This is a genomic window from Ruegeria sp. F5 (genome assembly GCF_056533845.1).
Window position 1 is genome coordinate 97,327 of sequence record NZ_JBQFOU010000013.1, and the last position, 19,120, is coordinate 116,446.

19 protein-coding genes and 3 pseudogenes are annotated in these 19,120 nt (G+C 61.1%); 10 read left to right on the forward strand and 12 right to left on the reverse strand.

Translation table 11 applies throughout. From position 1 onward, the window contains the following. Positions 1-177 precede the first annotated feature (177 nt). On the reverse strand, positions 178-606 hold the full coding sequence (locus tag ACR0K1_RS18370) for a hypothetical protein (protein ID WP_480851452.1): 429 nt from the start codon (positions 604-606) through the stop codon (positions 178-180). 104 nt (positions 607-710) lie between these two features. Between ACR0K1_RS18370 and ACR0K1_RS18375 the strand changes: the two genes are divergently transcribed. Together ACR0K1_RS18375 and ACR0K1_RS18380 are read left to right on the forward strand one after the other, a co-directional pair. Next, positions 711-1,475 (forward strand): helix-turn-helix domain-containing protein, encoded by a 765-nt coding sequence (locus tag ACR0K1_RS18375; protein ID WP_480851453.1) that lies wholly within the window; start codon positions 711-713, stop codon positions 1,473-1,475. A gap of 185 nt (positions 1,476-1,660) precedes the next feature. Continuing rightward, positions 1,661-2,761 carry a class I SAM-dependent methyltransferase gene (locus tag ACR0K1_RS18380; RefSeq protein ID WP_480851454.1) on the forward strand — a complete coding sequence of 367 codons (1,101 nt, stop codon included), beginning with the start codon at positions 1,661-1,663 and terminating at the stop codon, positions 2,759-2,761. Between the two features lie 73 nt (positions 2,762-2,834). Here the strand turns inward: ACR0K1_RS18380 and ACR0K1_RS18385 are convergent, their stop codons facing one another. After that, complete coding sequence (locus tag ACR0K1_RS18385; RefSeq protein WP_480851455.1) at positions 2,835-3,452, reverse strand: TetR/AcrR family transcriptional regulator; 618 nt, start codon at positions 3,450-3,452, stop codon at positions 2,835-2,837. A gap of 103 nt (positions 3,453-3,555) precedes the next feature. Here ACR0K1_RS18385 and ACR0K1_RS18390 point away from each other — a divergent pair, with 103 nt between their 5' ends. The 3 genes from ACR0K1_RS18390 to ACR0K1_RS18400 all read left to right on the forward strand — a co-directional run bounded on the left by ACR0K1_RS18390 (position 3,556) and on the right by ACR0K1_RS18400 (position 8,818). Next, on the forward strand, positions 3,556-4,704 hold the full coding sequence (locus ACR0K1_RS18390; protein WP_480851456.1) for an efflux RND transporter periplasmic adaptor subunit: 1,149 nt from the start codon (positions 3,556-3,558) through the stop codon (positions 4,702-4,704). A gap of 3 nt (positions 4,705-4,707) precedes the next feature. Beyond that, positions 4,708-7,836, forward strand: a complete 3,129-nt coding sequence (locus ACR0K1_RS18395) for an efflux RND transporter permease subunit (protein WP_480851457.1) — start codon at positions 4,708-4,710, stop codon at positions 7,834-7,836. A gap of 133 nt (positions 7,837-7,969) precedes the next feature. Continuing rightward, the gene (locus ACR0K1_RS18400) at positions 7,970-8,818 is read left to right on the forward strand and encodes an ABC transporter six-transmembrane domain-containing protein (protein ID WP_480851458.1); all 849 of its coding nucleotides are present in this window, start codon (positions 7,970-7,972) and stop codon (positions 8,816-8,818) included. A gap of 43 nt (positions 8,819-8,861) precedes the next feature. Here ACR0K1_RS18400 and ACR0K1_RS18405 read toward each other — a convergent pair whose 3' ends face one another. The 7 genes and pseudogenes from ACR0K1_RS18405 to ACR0K1_RS18435 all read right to left on the reverse strand — a co-directional run bounded on the left by ACR0K1_RS18405 (position 8,862) and on the right by ACR0K1_RS18435 (position 12,759). Beyond that, positions 8,862-9,092: a hypothetical protein gene (locus ACR0K1_RS18405; RefSeq protein WP_480851459.1), complete on the reverse strand. Its 231-nt coding sequence runs from the start codon at positions 9,090-9,092 to the stop codon at positions 8,862-8,864. Further along, positions 9,046-10,099: pseudogene (locus ACR0K1_RS18410) on the reverse strand (NAD(P)/FAD-dependent oxidoreductase). The gene ACR0K1_RS18405 and the pseudogene ACR0K1_RS18410 overlap by 47 nt, the downstream one beginning before the upstream one ends. A gap of 34 nt (positions 10,100-10,133) precedes the next feature. Next, entirely contained in the window at positions 10,134-10,496 is a 363-nt protein-coding gene (locus tag ACR0K1_RS18415; protein ID WP_480851460.1) for a cupin domain-containing protein, read from the reverse strand. A 58-nt stretch (positions 10,497-10,554) separates the two neighbouring features. Then, entirely contained in the window at positions 10,555-11,292 is a 738-nt protein-coding gene (locus ACR0K1_RS18420; RefSeq protein ID WP_480851461.1) for an amino acid ABC transporter ATP-binding protein, read from the reverse strand. Beyond that, entirely contained in the window at positions 11,289-11,945 is a 657-nt protein-coding gene (locus tag ACR0K1_RS18425) for an amino acid ABC transporter permease (RefSeq protein ID WP_480851462.1), read from the reverse strand. The genes ACR0K1_RS18420 and ACR0K1_RS18425 overlap by 4 nt, the downstream gene beginning before the upstream one ends. A 76-nt stretch (positions 11,946-12,021) precedes the next feature. After that, positions 12,022-12,621 (reverse strand): annotated as a pseudogene (locus ACR0K1_RS18430) (substrate-binding periplasmic protein); the annotation flags it as partial. 15 nt (positions 12,622-12,636) lie between these two features. Further along, positions 12,637-12,759, reverse strand: coding sequence for a hypothetical protein (locus tag ACR0K1_RS18435; protein ID WP_480851463.1), 123 nt, complete (start codon positions 12,757-12,759; stop codon positions 12,637-12,639). Between the two features lie 258 nt (positions 12,760-13,017). Here ACR0K1_RS18435 and ACR0K1_RS18440 point away from each other — a divergent pair, with 258 nt between their 5' ends. After that, positions 13,018-13,629: a cupin domain-containing protein gene (locus ACR0K1_RS18440; protein WP_480851464.1), complete on the forward strand. Its 612-nt coding sequence runs from the start codon at positions 13,018-13,020 to the stop codon at positions 13,627-13,629. Positions 13,630-13,735: 106 nt separating this feature from the next. Here the strand turns inward: ACR0K1_RS18440 and ACR0K1_RS18445 are convergent, their stop codons facing one another. From ACR0K1_RS18445 to ACR0K1_RS18455, 3 genes and pseudogenes are all read right to left on the reverse strand, one after another. Then, positions 13,736-14,140 (reverse strand): RidA family protein, encoded by a 405-nt coding sequence (locus tag ACR0K1_RS18445; RefSeq protein ID WP_480615957.1) that lies wholly within the window; start codon positions 14,138-14,140, stop codon positions 13,736-13,738. Positions 14,141-14,285: 145 nt separating this feature from the next. Next, positions 14,286-14,411 carry a hypothetical protein gene (locus tag ACR0K1_RS18450; RefSeq protein ID WP_480851465.1) on the reverse strand — a complete coding sequence of 42 codons (126 nt, stop codon included), beginning with the start codon at positions 14,409-14,411 and terminating at the stop codon, positions 14,286-14,288. A gap of 452 nt (positions 14,412-14,863) precedes the next feature. Then, positions 14,864-15,620: pseudogene (locus tag ACR0K1_RS18455) on the reverse strand (IS5 family transposase). Between the two features lie 261 nt (positions 15,621-15,881). Here ACR0K1_RS18455 and ACR0K1_RS18460 point away from each other — a divergent pair. The 4 genes from ACR0K1_RS18460 to ACR0K1_RS18475 all read left to right on the forward strand — a co-directional run bounded on the left by ACR0K1_RS18460 (position 15,882) and on the right by ACR0K1_RS18475 (position 19,120). Beyond that, complete coding sequence (locus ACR0K1_RS18460) at positions 15,882-16,433, forward strand: TetR/AcrR family transcriptional regulator (RefSeq protein ID WP_480851466.1); 552 nt, start codon at positions 15,882-15,884, stop codon at positions 16,431-16,433. Between the two features lie 36 nt (positions 16,434-16,469). Continuing rightward, on the forward strand, positions 16,470-17,573 hold the full coding sequence (locus ACR0K1_RS18465) for a mandelate racemase/muconate lactonizing enzyme family protein (RefSeq protein WP_480851467.1): 1,104 nt from the start codon (positions 16,470-16,472) through the stop codon (positions 17,571-17,573). 84 nt (positions 17,574-17,657) lie between these two features. After that, positions 17,658-18,389, forward strand: coding sequence for an SDR family NAD(P)-dependent oxidoreductase (locus ACR0K1_RS18470; RefSeq protein ID WP_480615967.1), 732 nt, complete (start codon positions 17,658-17,660; stop codon positions 18,387-18,389). Next, on the forward strand, positions 18,386-19,120 hold the full coding sequence (locus tag ACR0K1_RS18475; protein ID WP_480851468.1) for an SDR family NAD(P)-dependent oxidoreductase: 735 nt from the start codon (positions 18,386-18,388) through the stop codon (positions 19,118-19,120). Before ACR0K1_RS18470 ends, ACR0K1_RS18475 begins: the two co-directional genes overlap by 4 nt.

Genomic DNA, 19,120 nt, shown 5'->3' on the forward strand with positions numbered 1-19,120 from the left:
TCGGGTCAGCCCTGCAAACGGATCTGCAGGGCAAAACGCGGGCCATGCTGAAGTCGGCGGATGATACGCATGTTCAGCTCGTGCCCTCCCGTTGTTGAATGTGACCGTGCGGTCGACGATAGGGACGAACCGGCTATTTGGCAAGCCGGCGACCCGGTCCAGCCCCGACCGGCAACGTCAGGTCTTGTCCAGATCGCTTTCCGGCTGCAACCGGCTGGACAGCAGGATCAGCAGCAGGAAGGAAAGGTTCAAGGCAACATTGGCCGGTGCGCCGGCAAGAACGGATCCGGCGCTGTCCGTGCAAAACCAGACCCACGCCGCCATCTTCGCAACTTTGGCCGCCGCCGAGGGGGAAACGGGTGCGACGTAAGTTCCCAATGCCCACTGCATCGCGCCCAACCCGGCGGTCAGGCCGCCGACAATCGCCAGCAGCAAGGGCGACGGGATCGGCAGGCCTGACGGAATGGTATAGAACGGCCAGTAGGCCACTGTCAGCAAGACATGCGCGGGACCGTGCAAAGCGGGCAATGCGGTGAGTACAAACAGTACCCCGATGACGACCAGAACTATGCCGGACAGACGCATGGCGGATTGTTGTTGGGTCATGATGTCCTCCTTTGAAGCCCGCCCTTCATGCTACCCGGGGCGTATGCAGATCAATTACGTCAGAGGTAAGTGATTTCCGTTCAGGCGATTGCTAAACTCGCGCCATGAGCCCCTATCCCAGTTTGTTGAAGGAATGGCGAAAACGCCGCAGGATGAGCCAGCTTGATCTGGCGACCGAGGCGGATGTCAGCGCGCGCCACATCTCGTTTCTCGAAACCGGCCGGTCCCGGCCCAGCCCGGACATGATCCTTCACTTGTCCGACGTCATGGACATCCCGGTCGAGGCCAGAAACCAGATGATGCGCGCCGAAGGCTTCGCGGCCCGCTTTGCCGCGACCCCCCTTGATGATGCCGCCATGGCACCGATCCGCGACGCCGTCGAATGGACGCTGAAACGGCATGACCCCTTTCCGGGGATGGTGCTGGACCGGGTCTGGAGGATCGTCCGGCTCAACCGGCCCGCCGAACTGCTTTTTGCGCCGCTGGGGGTCGAAACCGGGCAAAGCCTGCTGTCGCTTCTGACCAGCCCGGTCATGGCGGAACTTGTCGAAAACTGGCCCGAGGTTGCGCATCACATGATGCTCAGGCTGCGTTCGGAAAGCGCCAATGCCGGAGGGCTGCCCGAACTGGACGCGGCAGCACAGGCGCTTGCGACCTGGGCGAAAGCCCATAGTGACAGGGCCTTTGGGCCCACCGTCCCGGCGATCTATCGTTTTGGAGACCAGCGGATTTCAATGTTCGGCACCGTCGCGCAATTCAGCACCGTCACGGATGTGACGCTGGACGATCTGAAGATCGAACTGTTCTTTCCGTCCGATGAAACAAGTGCTGCTTTTCTCAGGTCGATTTCCGGTCCGGGGCAGGATTGACGACGGCGGAACAGGGTCAGGAAAGGGCGTCGCAGATTTGCCAACCATGAATGGCTGAATTCTCGTACTCAAACGACCCCTACCCTGCTTCCGTGAACGTCGCCCGCGGATTCACCTGACAAGTCGCTGCCGGACCCGTATTGTTCTGACATTTGATGGCCCGGTTCGACGTGAGGACCAGAACAATGACCAACACGGAACAGCAATCGGGAAAATCGACCGAAGGCATGCTGGATTACAACGAAAACTCCTCGGCGCAGCTGCAGCTGGTGCGTCTGTTGTCGCCGCTTGTTCGGGAACTGGTGGCTTCGATGGACCCGCCCGGCGCCGAGTTCAGGATCGTGGATTACGGGTGCGGGCCGGGTGTCAACTCCATCGAGATGGTCAAACCGGTGATCGCGGCCTGTCAGGAGACATTTAACGAGACTCCGATTGTCGTGTGCCATTCCGATCAGGTTGGCAACGACTGGAACACCCTGTTCAAACTGGTTTCGGGCCCTGATGGTTACCAACACATCGCCAAAGATATCCGCACCGAAGCCGCCATCGGATCCTTTTACGATCAGGTCACATCCCCCGCATCGGTTTCCCTGGGGACATGCGTTTTCGCAAGCCATTGGCTGAGCCGGGGTATTCAACTGGATTCGGCCGGAACCGTCTGGTTTGCCGATCTGCAAGGGGATGCGCGGGATGTTGTCGACCGGATCGCGCAAAGGGACTGGACCCGGTTCCTGCTGCATCGCGCCCGGGAACTGCGCGGCGGGGGATATCTTGTTGTCGGAACGCTCGGCTCGGTCCCCGACCCGTCCGAGAAGAACGAGAACGCCGCGTCCGGGCGCGGCATATACCGCGCGATTCAGGTTGTTGCACAAACTATGGCCGAGGATGGCCTGATCAGCCCCGAAAGCCTGGGGTCGTTTCTGTTTTCGCTCTGGTTCATGACCGAAGCCGAGGCGCGCCAGGCTCTGGAAGACAACACCGAGCTGAGGACCGAGTTCGGCATCTGCCGCATCAGCGTCGAACCCGCCCCGATCAAAGCCGGTGACATCTTCGAAGACTATATCGGCGACCCCCGCACCTATGCCCAAAAATATGTCGGGTATATCCGGGCCTTTGGCGATTCCACGTTAAGAACGCATCTGTTCGGCCACAATTGTGAAGGTTCAGAACAGCTCGATCAGCTCATGACAGAATTCTACGCTCGCCTTGCGCAACTCTATGAGCAGGAAACGAACAGATACGCCTGTGAAGTCTGGCACCTTATCGTCGTTCTGCGCAGAAAATAACGCGGCTCGCAACGCTGCAGGAACCGGCTGATCGAGCGCCAGTGATCAACCGGGATCGGTCACATCGATCCGGTCATCGGCGCGCCAACAGGGAATGCAAAATGAAATCCTCCACGCAGCCGATGATCCCGGTCATCGGTACTTCTGACAGAACGCTGCGATAGGCGCTGCCCTCAAGCACCTCGATCATCATTTGCGCAGCCTGCAGGGAATCCGGAACAGCGCGCAGGTCTCCGTCTGTGATCCCGCGCTTTATGACGGCTTCCAGCGCATCGGTCAGCAGCGCCTGGTTTTCCACAAACAGTTGGGCAATATCGGGCTGACGAATGGCTTCGCTGGAAATTTCCAGTGTCAGGATGACGTTTTCCGGTGCAGCCAGGTAGTTGGCATAAGCGTTGATGAATGTCTTCAAGACCTCGGGTGCCGATGCGCCCGAGGTCAGAATGCCAAGGAACTGTTCCAGATCACGCCGTTCCAGCATTGCGATTTCCACCAGCACATCGTGTTTTCCGCGAAAGTGGTTGTAGAGATTTCCAAGGCTGACCCCCGCTTTGGCCGCAATGTCCCGCACGCCGGTCTGATGATAGCCCTTTTCCAGAAAGCAAATGACGGCGGCTTCCAATATCTGATTGCGCCGCTTGGCCGTCGCCCTCTGCCGTGAGGAGCCCTGAGTGTTTTCGGATTTTGACATTTTTTGCTTTTCAATATTGAACGAACGATCGTTCATAGTATATGACATCTCATCACCCACCGCAAGCCGATGCGGATTCGATTGTGCAGGAAATCTAGGAACCATGACGGACAACGCGCCTGAAAACCCGCAAAACCCAACCCGCCGATGGCTTTGGATCGCAGTGTCACTGGCACTGCTGATCGCGGTTGTCGTCGTGTTGTTCGACACCGAAGATACCATCGATGTGAACGCGTCCCGGGGCCCTGCGCCGCCGCCGGTGGTCTCGGTCGTCACGGTTGCGCCGGAAACGGTGCAGGCGCAGGTCTCGGCCTTTGCTGCGGTTCGGCCGCGATGGGATGCCGAGCTGCGCGCAGCCGTATCCGGGCGCATTGTCAAAGTGCACGAAGCCGCGCTGGCCGGGTCCAAGGTGACGCGCGGCGCGCTTTTGTTTTCAATCGAAAACGCCCCCTATCAAAGCGCCGTGGCCGCAGCGGAAATGGAATTGGAAGAGGCGGAACTGGCGCTGTTGCGGGCGCAGAACAATGTTACGGTTGCACGGCGGCAATTCAAACGGGACGGTGTGGAGCCCCCCAACGATCTGGCGCTGAACCTGCCGCAGCTGCGCATTGCGGAAAAATCCGTTGCGACGGCCAAAGCGCGTCTGAATGCGGCGCGCAATGAATTGGCCGATGCGGATGTCACCGCGCCGTTTTCGGGTTTTGTCACCCGCCGCTTTGCCAGCCTTGGCCAGACGGTCGCTCCGGGTGAAGCGCTTATACATCTTTCGGATAACCGGCATATCGAATTGGTGGCCGGGTTCAGTCAGGCGGATTGGGCGCTGCTGGATCACCCGATCTCGGGCAAAACGGCAGAGCTGCTTGATCGCGCCGGTGCCATTCTGGGTCAGGCGCAGGTACGTCGCGGCGGCGGGTTCTTGGATCAGGACACGCGACAGGTGCGTGTGTTTCTGGATGTGGCAACTCCCGATGACCGGATACTGGCCGGAGATTTTCTGAGGGTTCGTCTGCCGGGGAGAGCCATTGGGAATGCGCTGACCCTGCCTGAAAGCACCCTGACCCGCGCCGGGACCGTTTGGCTGGTGAATGACGACGGACATCTGCAAAGGATCACCCCGACCATTCTTTTCCGCAACGAAGGCACCATCACGATCTCTGCCCCCGAAGGGCCCGGGCCATGGCGCGTTGCCAGAACGCCTTTGGCCTCTTTTCTGCCCGGCCAGCAGGTCACGCCGCAAGCGGTTGAGGGCTGAGCCATGCATGTCCTGACCTCTTGGTTCATCCGCAACCCCGTCGCCGCAAATCTAATGATGGCGCTGATCCTGTTCCTGGGCGTTCAGACGCTGTTGACCATTCGGATCGAGGGCTTTCCGCGCATCCCGCCCGAAAGCGTGACAATCGCGATCGAGTTTCCGGACGCGACGGCTGAACAGGTGGACGAGTTGATCACGCAAAAGGTCGAGCAGGCTCTTGAAGGGCTGGAAGGCGTGCGCAATGTCACCTCGCAATCCCAGAACGACCTCAGCCTTGTCACGGTCCGCCGGGCCGGGGGCGAGGATCTGCAGGCCGTTTTGGACCGGGTGCGCATTCGGATCGATGGGCTGACCGACCTGCCCGACAGCGCCCGCCGCCCGGTGATCGAGGCTTCGGGGTTTGATTTCCCGGCGCTCTATCTGAACCTCTATGGCGAAACCGACCCGGCCACATTGCAAAACCTGGCGCAGCGCCTGAAAGAAGAGCTGCTGGCACAGCCGGACCTGTCCCGCCTGCAAATCTGGGGCCTGATTCCACGAGAGCTGCGCATCGAAATCGACCCGGCGGTGCTGCGCCACTATGGCCTGACCGTGGCAGACGTGACCCGCGCCATCGAGGAAAACTCGCTGACCTTTCAGGCCGGGCATCTGCGCACCGATGGCGGCACCATCTTTCTGCGGGCCGATGACCGGGCGAGATACGCGCCGGAATATGCGGACCTGCCCGTCATCCAGCGCGCCGACGGCTCTGTTGTGCCATTGGGCGATATCGCCCGGATCGAGGATGGGTTTGAAGATGGCGAGTACCTGTTTCGGCTGAATGGCAAACCAACCGTAGGGATGGAGGTTCTGGTCGGGCAGAAGGAAAACCTGCTGCAGATCAGCGACGTGGTGCGCGGCACGGTGGATGGGTTCAGCCGCCAGTTGCCGTCGCAGGTTTACATCGATGTCTGGGGGGACAGCGCCGGCTATATCTCGGACCGGCTGGCGCTGCTGCGGTCAAACGGCGTGCAGGGGCTGATCCTTGTCACGCTGATGCTGTCGGTGTTCTTGAACGTGCGGCTGGCCTTCTGGGTGGCAATGGGCATACCGATCTCGGTCATGGGGGCGATTGCCGTCGCGGGGTCGAAATGGGTGGATTATTCGCTGAACGATGTCACCACATTCGGCCTGATCGTCGCCCTGGGCATCCTTGTCGATGACGCCGTCGTTGTTGGCGAAAGCGTTTTCGAAGAACGCCGGAAGGGCCACGACCCGATCAAGGACACCGAGCGCGGCGTCAACCGCGTGGCCATCGCCACGGTGTTTGGCGTATTGACCACCATCGCTGCCTTCTTCCCGATGCTGCTGATCGACAACCCGCTGGGCAAGGTGCTGGCCGGGTTTTCGGGTATCGTGATTCTGGCGCTGATCTTCTCGCTTATCGAAAGCAAATTCATCCTGCCCGCCCATCTGGCGCATACCCCGATGCGGCAGCAGCGGCGATATCTGATCACCCGTCTGTGGGGTCGCGTGCAGGACGGGGCGCAGGGCGGTTTGAACTGGGTCCGGGACCGGCTTTATCAGCCCGTTCTGGTGGCCGCCTTGCGCCACCGCTATGCGGTGCTGATCCTGTTTGTTGCCGCCGCGACGCTGGGGCTTGGCTTGATGTACAAGGGCAAGGTCCGGACGGTGTTTTTCCCCGAAGTGCCGGGGCAGATCATCACCGTCAATCTGGAAATGGACGCCCGCGCGCCGTTCAGCCTGACCCGCGCCAACGTGGATCGAATTGAACGCAATCTGAACGATCTGAACGCCGAACTGGCCCGGGACGCGGGCATGACCACGCCGCCCGTCCAGACGGTTTTTACCATCATCAACAGCGCCGGCAGCGCGCAGATCTATGCCGAGATGATCCCGGTTGCCGAGCGCCCGGATGTGCCCATCCTGAACGTGGTGCGCGCATGGCGCGACCGGGTGGGCGAGGTCGAAGGCGCGACCGAGCTGGAATTCACCGGATCGGAATCGCTGGCCGGTGGGTTCCGCATCCGGCTGGCCTCGAAAGACGAAGACCTGTTGCAGGATGCCAGCGCCGAGATAAAAGCCTTTCTGTCTGAAATCGAGGGCGTTGCAAATATCCGCGACGGGCTGGTCGGGGGGCAGCCCGAGCTGCGATTGCGCCTGCGCCCGGACGCGCGCCATTTGGGGTTCAACGCCGACAGCCTGGCCCGTCAGATCGGCTATGGGTTCGGCGGTGCCGAGGTGACCAAGGTCAGGCGGGACGGGTCTGAAATACGGGTGGTCGTGCGGAACGCGCGTGAAAACCGCGATGCGGTGTCCGATCTGATGCAAACCCGCTTGCGCAGCGCATCTGGCTCCTGGGTGCCGCTCGAGACGGTCGCCGAAATCGAAGGGGCCTACGCCTCGGGCATCGTCAATCGCCGCGATGGCAAGCGGATGAATATCGTCGCGGCTTCCATCGACCGCGACCGCGTCGCCCCGGAAGAGGTCGGTCAGGCCGTTTTCGAACAACTGGTCCCCGAACTGCGCGCGAAATATCCTAGCGTCACCGTCCTGCCCGCCGGAGAGCTGGAGGAGATGGCAGATATCAGCGACGGGCTGAAACGCGCGCTGCTGCTGGCGGCGGTGCTGATCTATGTGCTGATGGCGGTGCCGCTCAAAAGCTACTGGCAGCCCTTCGTCATTCTGGCCATCGTTCCGTTCGGATTTATCGCTGCTGCGGTCGGCCACCTGATCATGGGGGTTTCGCTGTCGCTGTTTTCCTTCTTCGGAATGCTGGCGCTGACCGGTGTGATCGTGAATGACAGCCTGGTGATGATCACACGCTACAACCAGAACCGGGAGGAAGGCCAGCCCGTGGATCTGGCCTTGCACGGTGCGGGCATCGGACGGTTCAAGGCCATCTTTCTGACGACGGCGACGACCGTGATCGGCCTGCTGCCGCTGCTCACCGAAACCTCGGAACAGGCGCAATATCTGATCCCGGCGGCGATCTCTCTGGCCTTTGGCGAGCTCTTCGGCACCGCCCTGATGCTGCTGCTGGTGCCGGTGCTGGTCGCAATCACCGAGGATGTGATCGCCGTTTTCAGACCCCTCCCCACAGATACAGAACCGAAAAGGAAAAACGCATAATCCGAACCTCGCGTCAAACCCCTCCTGCGGCAGCAGGTCTGAGCATGACCGAAACGCCCCGTCCGCACGGCCTCGGCCCGACCAGTGCCCCGCATCCCGACAACCTTCGCAATCGCAACGGCCAGTAACCCAGATGCTGAAAGATCAAAAACTGACGATTGGTACGCTGCTCAGCGTGTTTCGCCGGCGCGTCGGTGTGACGTGGGGCCTGATCCTGTCCGAGACCGGGCTGACCGTCATGATCCCGCTTTATATGGGTTTTGCCATCGATGGGCTGCTCGACGGGAATGTCATACCCCTTGTCCATCTCGGGGCACTTATGGCTGTTCTGACCCTAATCGGCGTGATCCGCCGGATCTATGACACGCGGGTCTATGGCACGATCCGCGTTGAATTGGGCAAGGCGCTTGCATCCCGGTTTTCGACCCTGCCCGTATCCTCGCTGAACGCCCGCGTCGGAATGGGGCGGGAGCTGGCCAATTTTCTCGAGGACGTCCTGCCCACGGCAATCGCAGGTGTCGTGCAGTTCGTCATATCCGCAATCCTGCTGTTTTATTTCTCGCCGGTCTTGGCCCTGTCGGCCTGCGGTGCCCTGATTGCCATGCTGACCGTCTACGCCCTGTTCCACACGACGTTCTGGGAATGGAACCGGGCCCTGAATCATCAGATGGAGCAGCAGGTCAGCATCTTGGAGCAACGCAAGGACCGCCCTATTCTGGTTCACCTCAAACGGCTGCGCCAACACGAAGTGAAACTCTCGGATACCGAGGCGGTCCTGTATGGGGTGATCTTCATCCTGCTTATCGGCCTGATCCTGTTCAACCTTTGGTTTGCAACGCAAAATCTTGAGGCGACACCGGGCGCGATCTTCTCGATTGTCAGCTATACATGGGAGTTCGCCGAATCCGCGCTGGCCCTGCCGGTCACGCTGCAATCGTGGTCGCGCCTGTCGGAAATCACCACGCGCCTGCAACGCGGCTGATCAAAAGGCCGCACCCGTCATTGCGGCGGGCACGGCGTGCAATTTAACGCTCAAGCGCGTCGCGCAGGCGGAAGTACCAGATCGCGGCTGTTCCGTAGATCGGGTGCAGCCGGTGCAGGGGCAGCTTTTTGATCGGGTCCACCGGCAGCGGCAGGGGAACGGATGGTGTCGCCAGATGCCGCCCAATTGCGGCGCCCAATGCGCTGCCAAGGGCAAGGCCGCGACCGTTATACCCCAGCGCGGCAGTGACGCCGGGCGCGGGGGTGGTAGACATGCGGCAGATGATCCAGCGTCATCGCGGCGCGGCCGGACCAGGTGAATTCCAGTTTCTGATCCCGCAGCATGGGAAACAGATGTTCGAGATCCGCCCGGATGCGCCGGTAAGAGGCCGGCCCGCCCGGTTCGGCGAAATGGCCCCGGCCCCCCACCATCAGACGGTTGCCCGGACCGATGCGGAAGTAATTGGCCAGCCGCCGGGTGTCCGACACCACCGCGCCCTGCGGCAGGATTGTCCGGCTGACCTCATCCGGCAGCGGAGTGGTGGCGACCTGAAAACTGTTTGCAGGCACCATGGTTTGCCGCAGCCCGGGCCACAGGTGGCCGGAATAGCCATTGGTGGCCAGCACGACCTGATCGCAGGTGATGTGCCCCTGCGCGCCCGCCATCCCGCTTTATGCCGCTGACGGCGCTGTTGCCGTGAACACGGCCACCGGCCCTGGAAACCGCCTCGGCCAGCCCCATCGCGTAGTTGAGCGGGTGGACGCATCCGGCGCGCAAATCCTTCCACCCCGACACAAATCCGCTTGCGCCGGTCTGCCGAGCGACCGCCTCGGCATCCAGCCATTCGGCGGCGGTTCCACGGCGGACCCATTGTTCCATCCGGCTTTGCAGGGTCGCGATATGCGAGGTCTTGACGGTGGTCTGAATCCACCCTTTCCGGCGCGGATCACAGGCGATCCGATGCTTTTCGATCACCTCAAAGACATGATCGGCCGCTTTCCCGACAAAGTCGGCTGTCGCCTCGCCAAACCGGCGGTCCAGCGTGTCGGGGTCGTATTTCAGGCCGGGAATGACCTGACCGCCGTTGCGCCCGCTGGCCCCGAAACCGGGCTGTTCGGCATCGACCACGATGACCGAAGCCCCGGCTTCCGCCAGCGCCAGCGCGCAGGACAGGCCGGTATACCCCGCGCCGATCACCGCGACGTCGGTTCTGTGATCGCCGCTCAGGGCCGGGAACTGTGACGCCGGGTTTGCGGTGGCAGACCAGATGGAAGGGTGCATGGCGGGTTCGGTCTCAGGCGGGTGGCGCGGCGGGTCAGTTTTTGTCTTCGATCAGGAAATACAGCTTTCGGACATGTTCGTGAACAATCCAGCTGCCTTTCCACCCTTTCGGCAGGATCAGAAAGTCGTCCGGGCCCAGCGTGACGGAATGCCCGCCATCCGCATCCGTGACCGTCGCCGAGCCCGAAAGGATATGGCAGTATTCGGCAACATCCGCCCGGTCTGCGGTGAATTCTCCGGGCGTGCATTCCCAAATGCCGATTTTCGTGCCGCCCGTGGGCGAGCTGTGCAACGGCGCTTTGGCTTCGCGCTGGCCGTCGGTCAAAGTTGTGGGTTTCGCTGCGAAGTCGGCGACCTGAACGGTGCTCAGGTCCTTGATGCCGGAAAGGCTGATCATGCTGTTGCCCTAATGTCTGTCGGTTCAAAAAACGGCCGCGGCGTGTGGGGCCACGGTCCTACCCCGCTTCCGGGTGCGTGACCCGTCTGAGGAAATCGCGGGTGCGGGGATGCGAGGGGTTGTGCAGCACCTCTTTTGCCGGTCCCTGTTCGGCGATCTGCCCCTTGTCCAGAAACAGAACCCGGTCGGCGACTTCGCGCGCGAACTGAATCTCGTGGGTCACCACCAGCATGGTCATGTGTTCCTCGGCCAGCGAGCGCATGACCTGCAGAACCTCACCCACCATCTCGGGATCCAGCGCCGAGGTCGGTTCGTCCAGCAAAATGGCACGGGGCTGCATGGCAAGGGCGCGGGCGATGGCAACCCGCTGTTGCTGGCCGCTGGACAGCGAGGCCGGATAGGCGTCGATCTTTTCAGCCAGACCGACCCGTTCCAGCAGGGCAATGGCGCGGTCGCGCACCTCGGCCTTGTCCTGTTTCAGAACGTAGACCGGACCCTCCATGACGTTTTCAAGCGCGGTGCGGTGCGGAAACAGGTTGAACCGCTGGAACACCATGGACACCTGCGCCCGCAAGCCGTGGATCGCGGGGGACGAGACGTCCACGCGCTGCCCGTCGATGAAAAGATCGCCGGCCTCGTAGGATTCCAGCCCGTTGACGCAGCGCAGCATCGTGGATTTGCCCGACCCGGACGGACCGATCAGACAGACGACCTCGCCCGCGTCAACCTTGGCATTGACGCCTTTCAGAACGTCGAGCGGGCCAAAGGACTTGTGTACGTTGTTGAATTCGATCATTTCGCGCCGTCCAGCTTGGCTTCGACCCGCCGGATGGCGATGTTCAGGGGGATGGTCAGGCAGAGGTAGAGGAACGCCACCAGCGTGAATACGGTCATGTTGTCAAAGGTCGACGACGCCAGGGTCTTGCCCCGCATGGTCAGTTCCGCGACCGAAATCACCGAGACCTGCGAACTGTCCTTGAGCAGCGTGATCGTGTTGTTGCCGTAGGGCGGCAGGATGATCCGGAACGCCTGCGGTAGCACGACCCGGCGCATCATCATGCCATGTTTCATCCCGATGGATTTCGCCGCTTCGATCTGGCCGCGATCCACCGCCTCGATCCCGGCCCGGAAGGTCTCGCCGATATAGCAGGAATAGGTCAGCGCCAATCCGATCACCCCGGCCTGAAACGCAGTCAGGTCGATGCCGATCTCGGGCATGACGAAGTAGATGTAGAACAGCACCACCAGGATCGGGATGCCGCGGATGAACTCGGTCAGATAGCGGATGGCCTTGGCCAGCGCCGGGATGCCCGAGGTTCTGAGCAGCGCCCAGAACAGCCCCAGCAGCGTTGACAGGATCAGCGCCAGAATGGTGACGGCAATCGTCAGTTTCAGGCCGCTCCACAACAGCGGCATATACTCGACCGAGCGCTCAAAGAAGGAAGACATTGGTATTTGGTCCTGCTGCGATGACGGCCGCAGCGTTTTTCCGCCGCGACCGCCGCCGTCATTTCCGGGTAGCCTGTTACAGACCGTATTTGCCGAAGATGGCCTGCAGCTCTCCGTTGTCCTGCATCTTGACCAGCGCCGCGTTCACCTGGCCCAGCAATTCGGCATTGCCTTTGTCCACGGTCAGACCGACATTGCCCGGTTTCATCGGCTCGTATCCTTCGACCAGCCGGACACCCAGATCGGGGTTCTGGAAATTTTGATAACCCACGATCGGGCCATCGACGAACCCGGCCTTGATCCGGCCCAGCTGAACGTCACGCATGATGTCGGCAATCGAGTCATACAGTTTGATTTCGCCAAACCCGCCGATTTCGGTCAGCGCGTCGGCATATACCGTTCCAACCTGCGCCCCGATCACTTCGCCGGCCAGATCGTCGCGGGTGTAATTCTCGGGGTTATCCGCCGCCACGAACATGGCATCGCCATAGCTGTAGGGGCTTTCCGAGAAATCCACGACCTGCGCGCGCCTGTCGGTGATCAGCATCCCGGCCGAGATCAGGTCGATCTTGCCGGTGTTCGGGGCGGGAATAAGTGCGGAAAAGGCGGTGATCTCAAAGTTGATATCGACCCCGATTTCCGACCCGATCGCATTGGCGATATCGACCATCGCGCCGGTCGGTTCCTGCGTTTACGTGTCGACGAAGGTGAAGGGAACACCGGTTGTTGTCACACCCACATTCAGGGTCTCGGCAAGGGCGGCGGCGCCCAGGGACAGATAGGCTGACGCGGCCAGGGCGACGAGTTTATTCACGTGTATAAAAATTCTCCCAGCTGGATTGTACCTTTCTTATCAGCACCATGGATATGCCGCCTATGAAAGGTTCACGGGGAACGCTATAGGAAAGTGAATATACGTCAACAAAATTTTCACATATTTGAAATCAGGAGGCGATAACCAATGGTTAGCCTTGTATTGACGTCAATTATCAATCCATTTTCATGGACATGAACAATTCCAGCCGATAGGTTGAACGGGCAGCACTCTGGAAGCAACCGGTACATCATCGCCATGTCACACACCGCAGATCACGCAGAACCGACCGAGCACGCGCCGACGGACGAGGATCGGCATCTGGGCCGCACCATACGCGACCGGCGCAAGGAGCTTGGCCTGTCGCTGGCACAGGTGTCCGACGCGGCGGGGATATCGGTCGGTCTGCTCAGTCAGATCGAACGCGGCATCTCTTCGCCCTCCGTCCGGGTGCTGCGCGCGATCAGTTCCGCCTTGCAGGTGCAGGTCTTGTATCTGTTCGGCGGCGAAGAAGGCGGCCCGGCCCATGACGACGGCTATATCGTGCGCGCCAACCGCCGCAGATCCATCGATCTGAGCGGCAAGGGGATGATGAAATCCTTTCTGACGGCGCATGACGAAGGCGAGCTTCAGGTCATGGATCTTGAACTGGACCAGTTCGGCGGATCCGGCGACGAACCTTTTTCACATGCGGGCGAAGAATGCGGCGTCGTGATTGAAGGCTGCCTGGAATTGCTGATCGACGGCCGCGCCTATACGCTGAACGAGGGCGACTCGTTTCACTTCGAAAGCAAGCTTCCGCACCGGTTCCGCAACCTTGGCAACGGGAAATGCCGGGTCATCTGGGCGACGACCCCGCCGATCTGGTAGAGGGTACTAAGTCCGGTTCTGAAGGTCATGGTCCGGGTCGCGACCATCCTGCAACAGACGCACAGGCAATCACTGCCCCCAGCCGATTGGCGCACGCCGGTGCCTGTCACTCTGCAGGTGCGATATAGGCGGTGGCCTCGATCTCGATCAGGGCCTCGTCCTCGACAAAATCCTTGATGAACAGCAGGGACATGGCGGGGTAATGCTTGCCAAAGATACGCTGATAGGTCTGGCCAATTTCCCGTTGCCTGGTCACGTATTCGCGCTTGTCCTTCACATACCAGGTCAGGCGCCCGATATCGGTGACATCGCCGCCCGCCGCGCGGACAATCTCGGCGATGTTGGTCAGGACCTGTTCCATCTGCCCGATAAAGCCGCCGCTGGCGAATTTCTTGTCCTTGTCCCAACCGATCTGCCCGCCCACATGCAGGGTTCCATCCGGCATCAGCATGCCGTTGGCGTAACCAAGGGCACGCGCCCATCCTTCGGGGTGAATCACTTTGGGCTTCATTACGTTGCCTCCATCGTGGTCCTGATATTCAGTTTGACCGGTCATCCGTCCAACCCTAGCCGAAAGCGCTGAACCTTGCCGGTTTCGGTGTTCGGCATCGCGGGGCGACTGTCGACCGGAACGCTCATATGTTTGCCATCCATATTCATACCCGGATCACACCCATCCCGGCCCGGGTCGCCGCGCGCAAGGCGTTTTCGGCCGACCACGGGATGGTCGAGGCATCGCCCAACACCACGATCACCGCCCAGACAAGCAATAGGCATGGCACCCTCCCGTTCAAAAGCCGCAGGCTCCTGCGCCTGAATCTGATTGTTGGGAGCGTACACGCGCGGCAAAATATTTCAAGATTAAATGTTTTAGACTTAAAGCATAAAGTGGCCTCCTGTCCGACACACCGTTTGCAGTTCAGGGGCGCAGCAGACGGCTGAATGGCAGTGCGTCGCGTAGTGGGAAACGGATGGTGCCAAAACCCACGAACGCTGGTGGTACGAATAGTGGCGCAATCCCAACCCGACGGTCTTTTGAACCGGCGGCTTTCGGGCCTGCAGCGATAATTTTTGTCGCTTGCAGGCCTTTTTGTCGCGAACGCACTTGTCGCCTTTTCGGAAACCGGGGAAAAAGAGGAATGATGCAAAACCGTATTGCAACACGTCCGGATCGCCGCGCCACCGGCTGCGATCTCGTGCCGCGTCGGGCGTGACACCCCGTTAGGTTCAGGGCTCATAGCCAATAGATGACGAGAGCTGCGAGGGCGATTGCTGAGAGGAAGACTTTCGGGCACCTGTCGTAACGGGTTTCCGCACGGCGCCAATCCTTGAGCCTGCCAAACATGATCTCGATCCGGTTGCGGCGTTTGTATCGGCGCTTGTCGTACTTCACCGTTGTCTTGCGCTGCTTCCGACCGGGGATACAAGCGCGTATCCCTTTGTCTTGTAACGCTTCTCGGAACCAATCGGCATCGTATCCGCGATCTCCGAGTAGCCAATCGACATTCGGTATGCCGCTGAACAGAGCCCGAGCACCGATGTAGTCGCTGATATGTCCTGCGGTTATAAACAGGTTCAGCGGGCGTCCCTGACTGTCGCAGATGGCGTGCAGTTTGGTGTTCATGCCGCCCTTGGTTCGACCAATCAGGCGTCCACGCCCCCCTTTTGACGCCCATGCTGGTCGCTGTCCGGTGAGCTTTCAGATAGGTCGCGTCGATCATCACAGTCTTCTGTTCGCCGTGCTCGGCGGCCGGGCCGGCCATCATTCGCGCGAAGATGCCCATGTCGCTCCACCGTTTCCATCGATTGTACAGCGTCTTGTGCGGTCCATAGGCAGCAGGGGCATCCCGCTACCGCAAACCATTGCGATTGATGAAGATAATCCCGCTCAACACACGCCTGTCATCGACGCGCGGCTTGCCGTAGGGCTTCGGGAAGAAGGGCTCCAGACGCGCCATTTGCGCATCCGTAAGCCATAAGAGATCAGACATGTTCACCGCTCGTTTTCACCGCTCGTTTTTGAACCGTGAATCACGCCGCAAAACGGAAATCAATGGGTCCTGACCCTAATAACCAAGGCAAATCGTAACGGGGGGAATCATAACAATGACGTTTTCGATTGCAACGTTGGTGACATTTCGAATTGGGCCGGACTGCTGAAAGACGGTTTCAATTCAGCGCCTTGTCGTTGCGCAGACAGTGGTGTCGCAAACTGGCAAGATTGGTAGAGCGATCGCTCTACCCTGGCCTCTATGAATGATACACAAACGCAGATTGCCGAGAATCTTGACCGTCAGTTTTCCGAAATGGGTTTTGCAACCCAGGGTGTCGAAGCGTTGCGCGTTGGTGCCAATGTCTCGCTTCGGACCCTGTACAAATATTTTCCCAGCCGCGAGGCGATGGTGATCGGGGCGTTGACCCACCGGGATGTCGCTTATTCGGACTGGATCGGTCACGATGATGCCGAAGGCGCGGATCATGTGCTGCATGTGCTTGTCCGCCTGTCGGACTGGCTAGTTGAAGTATCCAACACCGGATGCCTGTTTCGCAACGCTCTGGCGGCTTATCCTGAAAGCGAACCGATCCGCGACGCTGTCGAGATTCACAAGGCGCATGTCCGGGACATGTTCCGCGCGCGGCTGCTGAAGGTCGACGCCGGCTGCGATGCCGACGCTCTGGCGGAAGCCCTGTTCGTCCTGCACGAGGGGCTGACGGAAACCGCGCGCCTGATCGGGGTCAGGCAGGCCTCGGCGGCGACGCTGCGCTGCGCCCGGGCGCTGCTTGGGGCTGCGAATATTCATTAAACCGGATCAACCGGCAGGACGACAAAAGGAACGGACGTGAAGATCAAGGAAATCCACATCTACGCCCATGAACTGCCGGTCAAAAACGGTCCCTACACCATGGCCAATGCCGAGGTCCGGGCGCTGGAGACAACGCTGGTCAAACTGACAGACGACAGCGGCACCGTGGGCTGGGGCGAGACCTGCCCGGTCGGCCCGACCTATGCCGAGGCGCATGCAAAAGGGGCACTGGCCGCGCTGACCGAGATGGCGAAGGGGCTGATCGGGGCCGATCTCTGGCCGGTGGCGCTGACTCACAAGATGAACAGCCTGCTGAACGGTCACAATTATGCCAAGGCGGCCATCGATATCGCGGCGCATGACCTGATCGGCAGGAAGCTGGGCGTCAATGTCGCGGACCTGCTGGGCGGGGCGCAGACGGATCGGGTGCCCTCCTACTATGCCACCGGCATCGGGGCGCCGGATGACATTGCCAGGCTGGCGAAAGAGAAAAGGGACGAGGGCTATCCGCGCCTGCAGGTCAAGGTCGGCGGCCGCCCTGTCGAGATCGATATCGAGACCATCCGAAAGGTCTGGGAGGTCATTCGCGGGTCGGGCATGCGCCTTGCCGTCGATGGCAACCGGGGATGGACCACCCGCGATGCCCTGCGGGTCAGCCGGGAATGCCCCGAGATACCGTTCATCATGGAACAGCCCTGCAACAGCTATGAGGACCTGCAAAAGATCCGCCCGCAGGTGTGCCACGGGATTTACATGGATGAAAACAGCGTCGATCTGAACACCGTGATCTCGGCCGCCGGAACCGGTCTGGTCGATGGGTTCGGCATGAAGGTGACCCGGATCGGCGGCCTGCAGAACATGCGCGCCTTCCGGGATATCTGCGACGCGCGCAACCTGCCGCATACCTGCGACGACAGCTGGGGCGGCGATATCATCGCGGCGGCCTGCACCCAGATCGCATCGACTGTGCGCCCCTCGTTGATGGAGGGCGCGTGGCTCGCTGCGCCTTATATCGAGGGCAATTATGATCCGGAAAACGGCATCCAAATTGTGGGCGGACATATCCGGCGCCCGACCGGGCCGGGCCTTGGCATCACCCCCGATGAAAGCGCCTTTGGCGACCCCATCGCGTCGTTCTGAGGAGAGCCTGATGCGCCGGTTCCCGGCGTAATCGTACACCGCGGCCTGCCGGGACAGGCGGTCGCCACCTTAGGAAAGGGAACCATGTTCAAAGACAAACGCGCCCTTGTCACCGGCGCTGCTGGAGGCATCGGCAAGGCCATCACCGAAAAGCTGCGGGCAAACGGCGCGAAAGTGGCCGTTGCCGACCGCGCGACAGACGGGATCGGGGCCGAGGCGCATCTGCCCGGCGATCTGCTTGATCCGCAGTACAGCGACAATCTGGCCGCAGCGGCGCAAAAAGCGTTGGGCGGGCTGGATATCGTCATCAACAACGCGGGCGTCATCACGCGCGGCCCGGTGACCGAGACCTCGGATACCGACTGGGCGCTGTCGATGGGCGTGAATGTCGAGGCCCCGTTTCGGATCTGCCGCGCTGCCATCCCGCTGATGGCGGAAACCGGCGGCGGAGCCATCGTCAACACCGCGTCCTGCTGGGGCGGCAAGGCGCCCGGTCCGAACCATGCGCTCTATTGCATGACCAAGGCCGCCATCGCCTCGCTGTCCGAATGCATGGGCATGGATCACGCGCATCAGGGCATCCGCATCAATGCGGTCTGCCCCAATGAGGTGAACACGCCGATGCTGCGGTCCGGCTTCGCCAAACGCGGCTTCGACCCCGACAAGGCGGTGGCTGAACTTGGCAAAACCGTCCCTCTTGGTCGCATTGCCGAACCCGAAGACATCGCCGATGTGGTCCTGTTCCTGGCTTCGGACGCGGCGCGTTACATGTGCGGCGCGCTGGTCGAGGTCAATGGCGGGAAACCGGTCGCATGAGGCGGTTCGAAGGCAAAGTGGCGCTGGTCACCGGCGGGCGTTCGGGGATCGGGCAGGCCATCGCCGCGCGGCTGGCTGACGAAGGCGCGCGCGTTTTCACCGCGCAGCGCGGGCCCGACGACATATTTGAAGGGATCGCCGCCGATTTCACTGATCCGGCCTCTCCCGCGCAGGTGGTGGCCGAGCTCATAACCCGCGCCGGGCGGCTGGACGTTCTGGTCAACAATGCCGGGATGATGCAAGAGGCCCGGGTCGAGGATATGAGCCTGACGGACTGGCAGAAAACCCTGACCGTCAACCTGACCGCGCCGTTTCTGATGATACAGGCCGCCCTGCCCCATCTGCGCGCGACGCGGGGCAGTATCGTCAATACCGGCTCTATCGAGGGGTTGGGCAGCAATCCGGGCCACGCGGCCTATTGTGCGTCAAAGGCAGGGCTGCACGGGCTGACCCGCGCCGTCGCGGTCGATCACGGGGCCGAGGGCATCCGCTGCAACGCAATCGCGCCGGGCTGGATCGACACCGATCTGAACCTCGATTTCATCAAGTCCATGCCCGATCCACAGGCGTTCCGGCGCGACATAGGCAAGATCCATCCCGTGGCGCGGACCGGCAAACCCGAAGAAGTCGCCGCCCTGGCCGCGTTTCTGGCTGCCGGGGAAAGCGGCTTCATCACAGGGCAGGTCTATACCGTCGATGGCGGGCGCATGGCGCAATTGAGCTTGCCCTGA